At 62.5% G+C, this 14,168-nt stretch carries 12 protein-coding genes; 3 read left to right on the forward strand and 9 right to left on the reverse strand.

Annotated features, from left to right (window positions below; translation table 11 throughout):
* Window positions 1-6 precede the first annotated feature (6 nt).
* From AC07OV_RS08160 to AC07OV_RS08190, 7 genes are read right to left on the reverse strand one after another with little or no spacing between them, the layout of a single operon-like run.
* The gene (locus AC07OV_RS08160) at window positions 7-1,146 is read right to left on the reverse strand and encodes a hypothetical protein (RefSeq protein WP_495091991.1); all 1,140 of its coding nucleotides are present in this window, start codon (window positions 1,144-1,146) and stop codon (window positions 7-9) included.
* Window positions 1,116-2,561 carry an alkaline phosphatase family protein gene (locus AC07OV_RS08165; protein ID WP_494996755.1) on the reverse strand — a complete coding sequence of 482 codons (1,446 nt, stop codon included), beginning with the start codon at window positions 2,559-2,561 and terminating at the stop codon, window positions 1,116-1,118. Before AC07OV_RS08165 ends, AC07OV_RS08160 begins: the two co-directional genes overlap by 31 nt.
* A complete protein-coding gene (eboE, locus tag AC07OV_RS08170) occupies window positions 2,551-3,771 on the reverse strand; it encodes a metabolite traffic protein EboE (RefSeq protein WP_176997634.1) in 1,221 nt (406 codons plus the stop codon). The genes AC07OV_RS08165 and eboE overlap by 11 nt, the downstream gene beginning before the upstream one ends.
* Window positions 3,768-4,652, reverse strand: a complete 885-nt coding sequence (locus AC07OV_RS08175) for a TatD family hydrolase (protein ID WP_495091992.1) — start codon at window positions 4,650-4,652, stop codon at window positions 3,768-3,770. The genes eboE and AC07OV_RS08175 overlap by 4 nt, the downstream gene beginning before the upstream one ends.
* A gap of 39 nt (window positions 4,653-4,691) precedes the next feature.
* Window positions 4,692-5,375, reverse strand: coding sequence for an EboA domain-containing protein (locus tag AC07OV_RS08180; RefSeq protein ID WP_494996757.1), 684 nt, complete (start codon window positions 5,373-5,375; stop codon window positions 4,692-4,694).
* A complete protein-coding gene (locus AC07OV_RS08185) occupies window positions 5,372-6,256 on the reverse strand; it encodes a UbiA family prenyltransferase (RefSeq protein ID WP_495091993.1) in 885 nt (294 codons plus the stop codon). Before AC07OV_RS08185 ends, AC07OV_RS08180 begins: the two co-directional genes overlap by 4 nt.
* Window positions 6,253-8,124, reverse strand: a complete 1,872-nt coding sequence (locus AC07OV_RS08190; RefSeq protein WP_495091994.1) for a 3-dehydroquinate synthase — start codon at window positions 8,122-8,124, stop codon at window positions 6,253-6,255. The genes AC07OV_RS08185 and AC07OV_RS08190 overlap by 4 nt, the downstream gene beginning before the upstream one ends.
* 495 nt (window positions 8,125-8,619) lie before the next feature.
* Between AC07OV_RS08190 and AC07OV_RS08195 the strand changes: the two genes are divergently transcribed.
* Window positions 8,620-9,285, forward strand: a complete 666-nt coding sequence (locus tag AC07OV_RS08195) for a hypothetical protein (protein ID WP_494996760.1) — start codon at window positions 8,620-8,622, stop codon at window positions 9,283-9,285.
* Window positions 9,286-9,289: 4 nt separating this feature from the next.
* On the opposite strand, the gene AC07OV_RS08200 is transcribed toward AC07OV_RS08195, so the two are convergent.
* Window positions 9,290-10,246 carry a LysR family transcriptional regulator gene (locus AC07OV_RS08200; RefSeq protein WP_494996761.1) on the reverse strand — a complete coding sequence of 319 codons (957 nt, stop codon included), beginning with the start codon at window positions 10,244-10,246 and terminating at the stop codon, window positions 9,290-9,292.
* Window positions 10,247-10,355: 109 nt separating this feature from the next.
* On the opposite strand from AC07OV_RS08200, the gene AC07OV_RS08205 reads away from it, so the two are divergent.
* Complete coding sequence (locus AC07OV_RS08205) at window positions 10,356-11,855, forward strand: CoA-acylating methylmalonate-semialdehyde dehydrogenase (protein ID WP_495091995.1); 1,500 nt, start codon at window positions 10,356-10,358, stop codon at window positions 11,853-11,855.
* 227 nt (window positions 11,856-12,082) lie between these two features.
* Here AC07OV_RS08205 and AC07OV_RS08210 read toward each other — a convergent pair whose 3' ends face one another.
* A complete protein-coding gene (locus AC07OV_RS08210) occupies window positions 12,083-13,009 on the reverse strand; it encodes a GlxA family transcriptional regulator (protein WP_495091996.1) in 927 nt (308 codons plus the stop codon).
* 123 nt (window positions 13,010-13,132) lie between these two features.
* Between AC07OV_RS08210 and AC07OV_RS08215 the strand changes: the two genes are divergently transcribed.
* Window positions 13,133-13,927 carry an SDR family NAD(P)-dependent oxidoreductase gene (locus AC07OV_RS08215; protein WP_494996764.1) on the forward strand — a complete coding sequence of 265 codons (795 nt, stop codon included), beginning with the start codon at window positions 13,133-13,135 and terminating at the stop codon, window positions 13,925-13,927.
* Window positions 13,928-14,168 lie beyond the last annotated feature (241 nt).

The following is a 14,168-nucleotide window of genomic DNA, read 5'->3' on the forward strand; positions in this document are numbered from 1 at the left end:
GGCTCCTTAACGTTGCCACTGGGCGCGTTTGAGCGACCAGACAAAGTCCAGTTTGTGGTAACCGACGAAGTCGGCGGCCGGCAACTCGGCGGTGGGGTAGACGATGCCGCCCTGTTGCTTCAGGGCGAAATTGAAGTAGCCCTGCTTGGGCGAGTACGCCGCCGTGCCGTGGCAAGCAAAACACGACGACTCGCTCTGGAACGCCGACTCCAGTTGGGAGTTGGCCAGCAGGGTGGGGTTGGTTTCCGACTGCACACCGATCAACTCGTACTGCGCCAATGTCGGGTTGGCGGCCTGGAAGCTGGTGTTCACCGGTTGCGCCGCCGCAGTCGGGCCGGTGCTGTTGGTCATCGGCGTGGCCGGCGTCGCGTTGGTCACCGTGTATTTGCTGTTGTTGACATTTTCAAAGGTGGTCCAGACCCAGTTGGGGTTCAGCTTGTTGATCACGTGCAAGCCGCTCAATGCGGCGTAACCCACCTGGTAGGTGCTGCCTTGCTGGTAGTAGGCCTGGGCGATGTAATAACCGTCGTTGGCCAGTTGCTGTTGATAGGTGGCGTCGCTGCCGATCCACAGCCACGCGGCCTTGAGTTCCCAGGCGGTGGAGGGGAAGTTCAGGTCACTGGTGAGCGCCGCCTGGCCGTTCACGTTGTAGACCTTCTGCTGGACGATGTAGTTGAACGTGTCCTGGCCCATCAACAGCTGGAAGCGCACCGCCTGGCCTTTCTCGGCAGCCGGCACCTGGCCGCCCATTTGCAGGATCAGCCCGTCCACCTGCTGTGTGGCGTTGAGGTTGTGAAACAGGCGGCTGGTGTTCATGCCCAGCGTTTTGGCCTGCGTGAGCACGGCGGCGGGCACCGGCACGCGCTGGGCGTACGGCAGCGGTTGGGCGCCGTTGTTCAGGTAGACCTGGTCCGACGGTTTCAGGGTTTCCCACACGCGGTCCGGGCTTTGCGTGGACGCGGGTTGGTTGAGGCAAGCGAACCAGTTCCAGGCCAGGGTCTCGGGGCTTTGGGTGAAGAGGGTTCGGGTGGCATTGAGGTTGCCTCCAAACTGCAGGAAGTTGCTGCAATCGAAGGTGTTGGGGGCCTGGGCCTGGGCCAATCCGGCCAGTGCACTCAGGACAGTGATTGATAAGGCTCGCCGCATGGAAGCTCCTTGGCTGTGGCCAGTTCGGTGTGTGGGCGCCCCAGGAAGTGTTCCAGGAGCAGTTGCTTGACTGCCGTTGCTGCAAGCTGCTGCGGCAACGCCAGGTCGCAATTGGTGATCAACAGCGGCCCGTTCTGCACGCTGCTCGGCAGGCGGCCATGGCTGCCACGGACCAGGCGGGTGTCCAGCGGGATCAGGTCCATGTAGTAGCGAAAGCCGAGTTTTTTCTGCAGCAGACGGCGCGCCACTTTCAGACGGGGGAAGCGGATGGCCGGGTCGACAAACAGCTCCAGCGGGTCGTAGCCGGGCTTGCGGTGGATGTCCACGGTGCGCGCAAAGTCCGGGGCCTTGCGGTCATCCAGCCAGTAGTAGTAATCGAACCAAAACCCGGCAGCAGCCACCGCCACCAGCTCGCCGCTGCGCGGGTGGTCCAGTTGCCAGGCGCGCTGCTCGGTTTTATCCAGCACCTGCTCGATGCCTGGCTGGCGCTGCAACAGGGCTTTGACGCGGGGAATGTCCTGCGCCTGCTTCACATAGACGTGCGCGATTTGATGGTCGGCTACCGCGAACGCCGCACTGGCACCGGCGTCGAGCAGCTCCCAACTGAGCGACTGGCGCACCTGCAACAGGCCTTCGCTGCGCAGCACACGGTTGATCGAGATCGACTGCTCGACCGCTTCGATCCCGTACTCGGAAAGCACCATCACCGCCGCCCCTTGTGCCTCGGCGAACGACAGCAAGCGCCCGACTTCCAGGTCGATGGCGCGCACTTCATCGGCAATCGAGGGGTGGTCGGGGCCCACGCGTTGCAGGCTGTAGTCCAGGTGAGGCAGGTAGATCAATTGCAGGTGCGGCCGGTTGATCTGGAATTCGGCCATGGCGCAATCGACGATCCAGCGGCTGGAACGAATGCCCGCCGCTGGCCCCCAGAAACCGGGAAACGGAAACTCGCCGATCTGCTCCTCGATCTGGGCGTGCAACTCGGGCGGCGACGAATACAGGCCAAACTGTTTGCGCCCGTCGGCGGGGTAGTGGGGGCGCGGGGTGATGGCGGCGTCCACGTCTGCGTACATGTTGTACCACCAGAACAACTGGCTGCAGCGAAACCCCGGCAGCACGCGCTTGAGGGTGTGCCAGACCTTTTCACCCTGGATCAGCGCGTTGGGTTGCAGCCAGAACTTCACCTCGGCCTGGTCGCGAAAGTACCAGCCGTTACCGACGATACCGTGGGCCGACGGCGGTGTGCCGGTGAGGATCGAGGCTTGCACCGTCGATGTGACGGCCGGGAACACCGGTTGCAAGTGGGCCATCTGCGCGGTCTTGAGCAGCTTGTTGATATGCGGCGTGGCCTCGCCGAGCAAGGCGGGCGTCAGCCCCACCACATTGATCAGCAGCAACGGTTGATCAGAGTGCATGGGCGTACGCCTCCTGCACCGGGGAACGCAGCAGGTTGCGTTGACGCAGCTGCGTCTCGACCCAGGTCAGCTCGGCGGCGATGCCCGCCAACTGGGCCGGTTCGGAGGCGGGCCGCAGCTCGGCGGGCAGCACGCCCCAGCTGTAGGTCTCCACCTCCAGCACAGGGCGAAACTCTGGATGGGCCGCCAGGTAATCGAAGGTTTGTGCCAATGCCACCTGGCTGCCGCTGAGTTCGGGCAGCAACAAGTGTTCGCTGAACAGCGGCACGTGGAAGTGAATGCGCAGCTCGCGATAACTGTCACAACCCGCCAGGGCGGCGGGCAAGTCCGGCCAGGCGACCACTCGGCCCTGCGCATCCAGGGCTTTGACCTGATGCAGGTAGACTGCTTCGGCAAAGGTCGCCAGGGTGTCGAGTACCCGCTGGCGCCGCGCATCCCCTTGCGGCGGCAGGCGACAGATCATCGCGTTGGAGAGCTGGATCTTGCCCACCGGCACCCGGGCCTGGCGCAGGCGGTCCAGGGATTGATAGCAGTCCTCGAACATCACCGCCTGGTGGCACACGTCAAAACACAGCGCCAGGTAGGCATGGTTCGGATCCGTCACGCGCCGCTGCTGGAAGAAGGCGATGGCCTGTTCGGTGGTTTCCAGCACGCAGTCCGGCTCCATCTCCAGGCAGAACACGATCTTCTTGCCGGTTTCCCGGTGCAGGTCGGCGAGGGCGGCGGTGAGCCGGTTGAGGTGCTCGTCAGCCCGCCGTTGCAAGGCAGGCGTCCAGGTGGCGGCATAGCCCAGCGGCACGCTGGAAATCACGCCCTGGCGGCAGCCGGCCGGCAAGGCGTCGGCGAGGATACGCGCCAGGTCCAGGCTGTAGGCCAGCCGTTGCGGGTCGGCCCAGTCTGGCAGGTAGACCTCGGCTTTCACCGCGCCCTGATGGAACTCACCGTAGGGAAAGCCGTTCAACGAGGTCAGGCGCACGCCACTGGTGTGCAGCAGCTTAAGGAAGTGCGCCCGTGCCGAGGCGTCGCGCAATTGCTCGGCAGCGCGGGCGCAGATCCACAGGCCGCTGTCCTGTTCCAGCAACCCGCGCAGGCTGCGCACGCCCTGGAAATGCTGCGCGATGGACGCGCTGAGCCCGGCGAGGTCACGGGTGGGGTGCACGTTGCTGCAATAGCCGACCTGGGCGGCCGTCCAGCCGCTGGCGGCACTCATTTGACCACCGGATCCTGGCCGCGCAGGGCCGAGTTTTCCTGCCATTGCTTGCGCTGGTCGATGGGCAATGGGGTGCTGACCAGGGCCTTGTCCAGCTGGCCGCTCTGGGCGAAAAAGTCCACCGGGTTGTGGAACAGCACCTGCTCAACTTGGGCTTCGCTGAAGCCTGCGGCCAACATGGCCTGGCCGGTCTTGGGCACCTTGAGCGGGTCGCTGATGCCCCAGTCCGCCGCGCTGTTGACCACCATTTTTTCGGTGCCGTATTCCTTGAGCAGGGCCACCATGCGTTGCTCGGACATCTTGGTGTTGGGGTAGATCGAGTGGCCGCGCCAGCAGTCGCTGTCGAGTACCAGGGGCAGGGTGAGTTCGTTGAGGTGGTCGATGATCACCAGGTGCTCGGCAATCCCCACTTCGCGGACCACCGCCAGGGTGCGCTTGGTGCCGCCGATCTTGTCGCGGTGCGGTGTGTGCACCAGCACCGGCAGGTTGAATTGCTTGGCCAGCTCTAGTTGGGCAGCGAGAAACCGGTCTTCTTCGGGCGTGATGTCGTCATAGCCGATTTCGCCCACCGCCACCACGCCGTCCTTGACCAGGTAGCGCGGCAAAATCTCCAGCACTTCATTGGCAATCGACAGGTCGTTGGCCTCTTTGGGGTTGAGGCCGATGGTGCAGAAGTGATGGATGCCGAACATGCTCGCGCGAAAGCGCTCCCACCCCAGCAGCGTGTCGAAATAGTCGACGAAACTGCCGACGCTGGTACGCGCCTGGCCCTGCCAGAACGCAGGTTCGATCACCCCGGTGATGCCAGCGGCGGCCATGTTCTGGTAGTCATCGGTGGTGCGGCTGACCATGTGGATATGCGGATCGAAGTACTTGAGCATGGTGAATCCTCGTCAAGGGAAAAGGGCAGGCGGTGGGGCTCAATTCAGGTAGGCGTGCCATTCCGGGGGCAGGCGCAGGCCGCCCAGGCGCTGGCGTTGCGCGGGGCTGAGCAGGTGGAAGGCAATGGCGCGGGGCAGCCCGGGGGACACGGGGCGGTCGGCCGCCAGTTGCTCGTCCAGCAGGTCGAGGGCGAGTTGGTTGAGGGTGACGCCCTGGCGTTGTTCCAGGCCGATCAGGCGCTCAATGTCGAGGCCCATGCCAAGTGCTTTGAGCACAAGCTGGTGAAAGGCACGCTCGGGGTAATGTCGAGATGGGTAGGCGGTGTCCAGCGCCAGGGCGGCAAACACCTGGGGGTTGCTGGTGCGCCCGGCCTGGAGCGCCAGTTCCAGGCACACACCCTCGCTGTCGAGCCAGTCGAGCGCCTTGAGGGTGGCGACTTTTTCGTGGTCGTCGCCCCACAGGAACAACTGGCGCAGCAACGCCGGACGCTCGTCGATGGGGGCTTGTTCAAGTAGCTGGGCCAGCAACACAGCACGTACCGATTCGACGGCGGTGGCCGGCAGGTGGCGCTTGCATTGGCCACTCAACAGCGCCGCCGTGGTGGCGCTCGGCTGTTGGGCCAGTTGCACTTGTGCCTGCTGCCACCACTGCAATTGGGTGGCATCCAGTTGCTCGGCCAACGTGTGCTGCTGTTCGATGAGGCATTCGGGGCGCATGTTCATGTCGGTTTGATCCAGCGCTGAAAGTGGGGGAGCAGGAAAAACACCAGCACACACAGCAGGCTGCCCAACGGCTGGTCGGCCACCGCCAGCACCAGGGCATCGAACAGCGGCAGCGCCGCCAGGCCCGCACCGATAAACGCCCGAACCTGGCGATGTTGAGGGTTGGCTAGGTGCTTGTAGTAGTGCCAACCCAGCCAGCCCAGCCACAGCGCCAGTACGGGCCAGAACCACAGGTTGTTGGAGTAGATGGCCAGGACGAGCGGGCTGAGCATCAGCAGCAACGGCAGGCGGCTGATCAGTCTGTTGCGGTGTTCCTGGCGGGCCAGGTAGGTCAGGCCGCTGATGTACACGCCCAGCAACATCGCGCAGAGCCAGATCGGCTCGGGTGGCACCGCCAGGCTGGCGGCGGCGGTGAGGTACAGCGCCGAGCGGCAGGCGCCCATCAACCACACGCTGTGGGCGTATTTCTTGTGCAGCAGGTTGTAGCCAAAGATGCAGCCCACTAGCAGCACCACACCGCCGAGCAGCCAATGGGGTTGGTCGATCAAGCGGCTCAGGCCCAGCACCGCCACGGCGGCCAGGGTCAGCAACAGTGCCGTGGCGCGCCCCACTTGTTGGCGGCTGGCCAGGCCCAGGGTGATCGGGCGCGGGTTGTGGTGTTGTGCGTCCCAGTCGGCGTCGAGCAGGTCGTTCAACAGCATGCCGGCCAGGTACAGCAGCGACAGCGTGAACAACAGCAGCAGCCACACCAGCGACGACGGTGGCGCCAGGGCCCCGGCGCTGCTGGCGAGCAGGGCGGCGGCCAGGGTGTTGGTCCACACCGTGGGCAGGTTGGACACGCGGCCCAGGGTCAGCCAGGTTTTTACGTCGGCCTGGCTCATTTTGCGAAACCCTCATGCAGGGGCAGTAGGGTTTCGCGGCGGGTCATCAGCCGTTGCAGTGCCCACTCCATTCGCGCATCGTCGATCTCGTGCAGGTCCACCGATTGGCCGATCCGGTTGAGCATGGGGATCGACAGTTGCCCGCCCAGGTGCTGGCGGAACTCCTCCAGGCCAAGCAATACCTGCGAGCGACCTTGGCTGTCCTTGAGGCCCAGTTCCGCCGGGCACAGGTCGAAGCCCAACGTGCGCAGCAGGCTCATTACCCGTTCGCTGTCGGCATCGCTCAACAGGCCCAGGGCGTTGGCGTACAGCCCATCCAGGGCCATGCCCACGGCAACCGCTTCGCCATGGCGCAAGCGGTGGTGGCTGAGGTTTTCCAGCTTGTGCGCGGCCCAGTGCCCGTAGTCCAGCGGGCGGCCATTGCCGCGCTCGAACGGATCGCCGGCACCGGTGATGTGCTCCAGGTGCAATTCGGCACAGCGGCGGATCGCGTAGCGGCTGGCGCTGTGTTCGAAGCGGGCGAGGGCGTCGGCGTGCTGCTCCATCCATTCGAAGAACGCCTGGTCCTTGATCAGCGCCACCTTGACCGCCTCGGCGAGGCCGGCGATCTGGTCGCGACGCGTGAGGCTGGTGAGCAACTGGAAGTCATTGATCACGGCGGTGGCGGGGTAGAAGGCGCCCAGCAGGTTCTTCTGGCCGAAGGCGTTGATGCCGTTTTTCACGCCGATACCGGCGTCATTTTGGGCCAGTACCGTGCTGGGCAGACGGATCAGGCGGATGCCTCGGTGGAACGTGGCACAGGCGTAGCCCACGGCGTCCAGCACCGCGCCGCCGCCCAGGGCCAGCACGTAGCAATGTCGATCGAGCCCGTGTTGCAACATGTCGCGGTAGAGCTGTTCGAGTACCTGCGAGGTCTTGCTCAATTCACCGGCCGGCACCGCGATAGGGGTTGTTTGCAGATGCAGGTCGTCATGGGCGGCGAAATACGCGTCGATCTGCTCCAGCAACTGCGGGGCGCTTTGCAGCAGTTGGGCGTCGGCAAACACCATCACCGTCACCGGGCCCGCGTGGTGGGCGGTGAGCTGGCCGTGCAGGCACGGGTTGAGTGGGTCGAACAGGTGATCGGTGAACACCACCGGGTAGTCGTAGCTCACCTCGAAGCGCCCGTGCAGCGGTTGATCCTTGGCGGGTTTGCGCAGCGTCTTGAGCAGGCTGTAGCCGGCGACGAACAGCAGCGGCAACACCATGCTGGCGAGCACCGTCACCAGCAGCGCGTTCTGTTCGATCAGGAAGGTGCCGATGGCCGTGTAGGCCAGCGCCAGCCCGGCGTTGGCCAGGGTGGTGATCAGCAGGAACGCCCGCAGCGGATAGCGTTGCATGCCGGCCGCGACCACCGAGGTTTCCGCCAGCACCGGCACGCCACGCAGGCAAATCAGCGACAGCGTGCCCAACCGGTACCCCAACTGCCCTGGCTGGCGCTGATGTAAGCCAAGGCGGCTGGACAATAAGCGAAAATACCCGGCCCCCAGCGCATACCCCAGCCCGGCGCCCAGGCACAGCCCGATAAAGATCACCAGGTAACCGCCGAGGCTGCCGAACAGCGCCACCGCCAGCAACGCCACTACGCTCGACGGCACCGGCAGCACCACATCCAGCGCGAGCAGGGCGACCAGCAACAAGGCGAGGTTGAGTGTTTGCGCGGGTGTCGACGGTTGGTACAGGTTCAGGTGCGTGAGGAAGTCTTGAATCTGCTGTTCAAACAACAGAAAGCTGGCGATAACCAGGCCGCAAAAACACAGCAACGACAGCCAGAAATGATCGGCTGGCCCCTTTTTCGAGAACGCACGGTACCACTGGCTGCGCTTCATCAAAGCATCCCTTCTGAGAGTTAAGACTTAAGTTCCGTGTCTTGAGTTACAGCAGCGTCTGGTCTGTTTTCAGTGCAATAAAGTCCCTCGCCCGGCAGTCGGGTTTGATCAATAGTGGCTGATGGCTTTTACGGTATTCATGAACGTAGACGGTTGTGGTTGTTTTGCAAGCGGGTGCAGTAAGGAGTTTGAAAAGTGGGTTAGGGGTGGCGTTTGGGAGCTGCAATAATTGAATATTTACAATTAGTTGTATGGCTTTTTGGGTGGTGTCAAAAAGCCGTTGGCGAGACGCTGGGATGTATCGATTTAATGATGAAGTTGTGATGTTTGTCGGGAGGTTTATTGCGGCTGGCTATAAGTATTTTATGAGCTGTTAGTTGTCGAGAATGGTTCCTTTTAATAGGAGTAAACCTGTCAGAGTTGACAGGTTTCATCACCCGAACGATCCGTTAGTCTCGATGGCATTGAAGATGGACACTCTAGGAGGGATGGAAGATGAAACCTTATGCGCTGTTTGCCGGGCTGGTATGCGCCACCGTCGTTTCATGGGCTTCGGCTGATTCGTTGGCGTGGAATGATCCTTCCATCAGTGATGGGGCCTGTACAAATCCTCCCCCCATAGCGTTCCCGACGCAAATCGTGAACACGTTAAAAGCATTGCCTCAGGGGTTTCGGGTTTTCCTGCCATTTGGAAACAAGGCCTATTACCGGTGGGTCTACCAGAAAGTTAATGGCGGTGCGCCCGCAACCGATCCGTCTGTACTGGTATTGACTAAACCACGGGTCACATTCCCGTATCTGCTGGCAATATTGTCGTTGGCTATTGGCAAAGTCGATGTTTATGGTCTGGGTCCTGAAGGTAAGTGGTACGAGGTACAAGCGATTCCGCGCAATCTGATTGCCACCGATTTGTGGGTCAATATTGTTGATGCCAGCGCAGGTGCCGCACCTTCTGATTTTGGCGGTACGAATATTCCATCCCGGTATGTTTGGGCGGACTCGACTGCAATGGTGGAGTGGCATTGTTTTGCCGGGGGCGTACAAGTCTTTAACGTCATTTCCTTGACCCCGGTACTGACAAGTGAGCAGGCCACGGCCATTTCAACTTTTCTGCAAGGTTACGGCTTTCAACCCCAAAATTTTATGACCATGCCGTATTAGTGCCTCATGGCTGAGTGTGTGTTGGTGGAAAAAATTTGAAACCACCTGCCAACGCGTCCCTCAGGTACCCCACCAACACACTCACCGACTTCGGCACATGGGGCGAGTACGGCCGAATCAAATAGATCTCATCGGCAAACACCCCCTTGAGTGTCCAGTCCTTGAGCACCTGCACCAGCTTGCCACTGGCCAGTGCGGCATGGGCGCTGAAATCCGGGAGCAGGGCGATGCCCAAGTGGTTGAGGGCCGAGTCGCGCAGGGCTTCGCTGTTGTTGGTGGCGAAGCTCCCGGCGATGGGCACGGTGAGGCGCTGCACGTTCTTGACGCCGCGCTCAAAAGTCCACGCCGGCTGGTCGGTGCCACGCGGGTAGAACAGGCAGTTATGCGCTGTAAGGTCGCCGGGTTCGCGCGGTTCGCCATGGCGCTGCAGGTATTCCCGGGTCGCCACCAGCACCGAGGCGGTGTCGCACAGTTTCCAGGCTACATGGGTTTCCGGTACCTGGAAGCCATGCCGCACGGCCAAGTCATAGCCCTCGGCTGCCAGTGAGCTAAGCGCATCGGATACGTCCAACTGGATACGCACCTGCGGGTACTGCTGCAAGAACGCAGACAGGTGCGGCACCAGTTGCTGGCGGGCGAACGCCACCGGCGCCGTCAGGCGCACCAGGCCGCGAATCTCTCCCACTGAGTCACGTACCGACGAGAAACTGCGGGCGATGTGCTCGTAGGCGCTGCGCACTTCGCGGGTCAACGACAGGCCGGCATCCGTCAACCGCACGCTGCGCGTGGTACGGGTGACCAGCCGGGTGCCGGTGGCTTTTTCCAGGTCGGAAATGCGCTGGCTCACTGCCGATTTGCTCACGCCCAGGCGCGCCGCTGCAGCGGTGTAGGTGCCTTGTTCTTCCAGTACCGACAGCCAGTGGATATGGGTCCACAGCCCTTCGATCTCAGCTTTTTCCATGAGGGTATTGTTCGCGTAGGTGGACAATCAGTTCTGGATTCTGCTCTGGTTCGGAACAAATCGAAAGCCTATCGTGTGTCCCATCGCTACCCACCTGGGAACCACTGCCATGACTACGACCATCGAGCACTACATCAACGACCAGCGCGTGTCCCGCGATGATCGTTATCAGGATGTCTTCAACCCGGCCACTGGCGAAAAGACCGGCCGCGTCGCCCTGGCCAGCCGCCAGACCGTGTCCGAAGCCGTCGCTGCCGCCCAGGCGGCCTTCGCCGGTTGGGCCGATACCCCGCCGATCCGCCGTGCCCGCGTGCTGTTCGAATACCTCCACCTGCTGCGTGAACGCAAGGACGACCTGGCGCGCATCATCGTCGCCGAACACGGCAAGGTCTTCACCGATGCCCAGGGTGAAGTGGACCGCGGCATCGACATCCTCGAATTTGCCTGTGGCATTCCCAACCTGCTCAAGGGGGAGTTTTCCGACCAGGTGTCTCGTGGCATGGACAACTGGACCTTGCGTCAGCCGCTGGGCGTTGTAGCGGGCGTGACGCCGTTCAACTTCCCCGTGATGGTGCCCATGTGGATGTACCCCATCGCCATTGCAGCGGGCAACACCTTCATCCTCAAGCCAAGCCCGACCGACCCGAGTGCCTCGCTGTTCATGGCCGAATTGCTGCGCGAAGCCGGCCTGCCCAAAGGCGTGTTCAACGTGGTGCAGGGCGACAAGGAGTCGGTGGATGCGCTGATCGAACACCCCGATGTCAAGGCTGTGAGCTTTGTCGGCTCCACGCCAATTGCCCAATACATCTACGAGACCGGCGCCCGCCACGGCAAACGCGTGCAAGGCCTGGGCGGTGCGAAAAACCACATGGTGGTGATGCCCGACGCCGATATCGAAAAAACCGTCGACGCCCTGATGGGCGCTGCCTACGGCAGTGCCGGTGAACGCTGCATGGCCATTTCGGTGGCAGTGCTGGTGGGGGATGTAGGTGACAAAGTCATCGCGGCCCTGACCGAACGGGCCAAGCAACTGCGCATCACTGACGGCCGCGACCTCAAAGCCGAGATGGGCCCGATCGTGTCTCGCGCCGCCCTGGAGCGCATCAGTAGCTACATCGAACAAGGCGTGCAAGCCGGCGCAAAATTGTTGCTCGATGGACGTGACTATGTGCCTGCCGAAGCCGGCCTGGAAAACGGCTTCTGGCTCGGCGCAACGTTGTTCGACCACGTCACTAAAGACATGAGCATCTACCGCGAAGAGATCTTCGGCCCGGTGCTGGCGTGCGTGCGTGCTGCTGACTTCTCCGAAGCGGTAAAGCTGGTCAACGATCACGAGTTCGGCAACGGCGTGAGTTGCTTCACCCGCGACGGCAACATCGCACGCGAGTTTGCACGGCGCATCGAAGTGGGCATGGTCGGCATCAACGTACCGATCCCGGTGCCGATGGCCTGGCATGGTTTTGGAGGCTGGAAGAAGAGCCTGTTTGGCGACATGCATGCCTACGGCACCGAGGGTGTGCGTTTTTACACCAAACAGAAGTCGATCATGCAGCGCTGGTCGGAGAGCATCGAGCAAGGCGCTGAGTTCGCGATGCCCGTCTCCAAATAATTAGACCTCACAGCAGACCCCATGTGGGAGCGGGCTTGCCCGCGATAGCATCGTGTCAGTCAGCACATCTGGCACTGATACACCGCTATCGCAGCGATGCGGCGACCCGACAAGCCAGCTCCCACATTTTTATTGCGCTGCCAACCACTGTAGGAGCCGGCTTGCCGGCGATTGCGCCCTCAAGGCATGCACTCATCCCAAGGGCCTCATCGCCGGCAAGCCAGCTCCTACAGTAGAGGGGTGACGCGCTTGATTGCTTGGGGCGATTGCCCGAATGCCCGCAGAAACGACCTGCGCATGCGCTCCCGTTCGCCGAACCCGCACTCCCGGGCGATGATGTCCAGGGAGTAACGGCCTTCTTCCATCATGATTCGCGCCGCTTCAACCCGCAGGTGTTCGATGGCCTTGGCCGGCGATTGGCCGGTTTCTTCCTTGAAGATCCGGCTGAATTGGCGCGGGCTCAGGTGGGCGATGTCGGCCAGTTGTTCCACCGACAGGTCGGCCCCCAGGTGTTCCTTGGCATAGAGCAGCGTGCTCTGGATGCGGTCGGTTTTCGGGTCAAGGTCCAGCAGCGTCGAGAACTGCGATTGACCGCCCGAACGGCGATGGTGCACGACCATTTTCTTGGCAACACTGCGGGCGATCTCGGTGCCCAAATCCTTCTCGACAATCGCCAGCGCCAGGTCGATGCCGGCGGTCATGCCGGCCGAGGTCCACAGCGCGCCGTCGATCACGAAGATACGGTCTTCTTCCATCCGCACGCCGGGGTAGGCCTCGCGAAACGCCCGGGCGTGAGCCCAGTGGGTGGTTGCGCGACGGCCTTCCAGCAGGCCCGCCTGGGCGAGTACAAAGGCGCCGGTGCACACCGCGGTGATGCGCTGTGAAGTGGCGTTGCGCAGGTAGTCGATCAGCCCCGGCGACACATCATCCAGGTGGTTATTGCCGATCACCACCAGCGTGTCGTAGTGCGCGCCTTTGAACGACCGTGACTCCATGCCGAACCCCAGGGAGGAGTGCACGATGCCGCCGTGCTCGGACACCACCGTCAGCGCATAAGGCATGCCGTGCAGGTCATTCGCGGTTTCGAAAACCGCTGAAACGGCGAGCCCCAGTACCTGGAAGCCTGGGTAAATCACAAGGCCGATGGTTTTCATGGCGTGTACCGCTCTCTGGAAAGGTGTGTCCTAAAAAGGTGTATATACGACATTTGTGCCGTGGAGGGGAAGCCGTACTCTCAATCACCGAAGTTTGTCGGCTCACTTTTCTGGAGACACCGCATGAGTACTGTAGCGTCCAAGGGCACAGCCCTTATCACGGGTTCATCCACGGGCATCGGCGCGGTGTATGCCGACCGTTTGGCCAAACGTGGTTATGACCTGATCCTGGTAGCCCGTAACGCCGAGCGCCTGGATACCCTGGCGGCCAGGCTGCGCGCCGACACCGGGCGGACCGTCACCACCCTGGTCGCCGACCTGAACGACAAGGCCGCCTTGGCCAAGGTCGAGGCGGTATTGCGTGAAGACGCCAGCATCACCGTGCTGGTCAACAACGCCGGGGTCGGCTCAGTGGCCTCGGTGCTCGACGGTGACGTGGAGACGATGGACGCGATGATCGGCCTGAACATCACCGCCCTCACACGCCTGACGTATGCGGTGGCGCCGGCCTTTGTGGCGCGGGGCACCGGCACCCTTATCAATATCGCGTCGGTAGTAGGTATTGCCGTGGAGATGCTCAACGGTGTCTACAGCGCCTCGAAGTCCTACGTGTTGAGCTTCGGCCACGCGTTGCAACGCGACCTCGGTGACAAGGGCGTGCGCATCCAGAGCGTGCTGCCTGGCGCAACCGCCACCGAGTTCTGGGACGTGGCGGGCTATGCGCCGCAGAAAGAGAGCCCGATCACCATGTCGGCCAGTGACCTGGTGGACGCCGCACTGGCGGGGCTGGACCTGGGTGAGCGCGTCACCATTCCGGGCCTGCATGAAGGCCAGGCGTGGGACGAGTGGGAAGCCGGGCGCCGCGCGATCTCGGGCAAGTTCGGCAACGCCAAGCCTGCGGCGCGCTACCTCAAATAACCCCATCTCCCCCTGTAGGAGCCGGCTTGCCGGCGATAGCGGTGGGTCAGTCGCACAGAGGTCGACTGACGCGCCGCCATCGCCGGCAAGCCGGCTCCTACATTCAACGCCGGAAGGAAAAATCCTACGATTTGCAGGGATTGGTCCTACGTCAACGCTCCAGTCCAGTGCCCATCATTCGCCTTCCTCAATGATTGAAGGACGATCGACGTTCCTCGTGTGTTGCACCCACCGAACAGCC

The sequence above is a fragment of the Pseudomonas sp. GW821-FHT09A09 genome (genome assembly GCF_059418405.1).

Coding starts and splice junctions, on each gene's coding strand:
- AC07OV_RS08200 (WP_494996761.1), bottom strand. CDS start 10,246: ATGGAAAAAGCTGAGATCGAAGGGCTGTGGACCCATATCCACTGGCTG.
- AC07OV_RS08165 (WP_494996755.1), bottom strand. CDS start 2,561: ATGCACTCTGATCAACCGTTGCTGCTGATCAATGTGGTGGGGCTGACG.
- AC07OV_RS08215 (WP_494996764.1), top strand. CDS start 13,133: ATGAGTACTGTAGCGTCCAAGGGCACAGCCCTTATCACGGGTTCATCC.
- AC07OV_RS08160 (WP_495091991.1), bottom strand. CDS start 1,146: ATGCGGCGAGCCTTATCAATCACTGTCCTGAGTGCACTGGCCGGATTG.
- AC07OV_RS08210 (WP_495091996.1), bottom strand. CDS start 13,009: ATGAAAACCATCGGCCTTGTGATTTACCCAGGCTTCCAGGTACTGGGG.
- AC07OV_RS08205 (WP_495091995.1), top strand. CDS start 10,356: ATGACTACGACCATCGAGCACTACATCAACGACCAGCGCGTGTCCCGC.
- AC07OV_RS08190 (WP_495091994.1), bottom strand. CDS start 8,124: ATGAAGCGCAGCCAGTGGTACCGTGCGTTCTCGAAAAAGGGGCCAGCC.
- AC07OV_RS08185 (WP_495091993.1), bottom strand. CDS start 6,256: ATGAGCCAGGCCGACGTAAAAACCTGGCTGACCCTGGGCCGCGTGTCC.
- eboE (WP_176997634.1), bottom strand. CDS start 3,771: ATGAGTGCCGCCAGCGGCTGGACGGCCGCCCAGGTCGGCTATTGCAGC.
- AC07OV_RS08195 (WP_494996760.1), top strand. CDS start 8,620: ATGAAACCTTATGCGCTGTTTGCCGGGCTGGTATGCGCCACCGTCGTT.
- AC07OV_RS08180 (WP_494996757.1), bottom strand. CDS start 5,375: ATGAACATGCGCCCCGAATGCCTCATCGAACAGCAGCACACGTTGGCC.
- AC07OV_RS08175 (WP_495091992.1), bottom strand. CDS start 4,652: ATGCTCAAGTACTTCGATCCGCATATCCACATGGTCAGCCGCACCACC.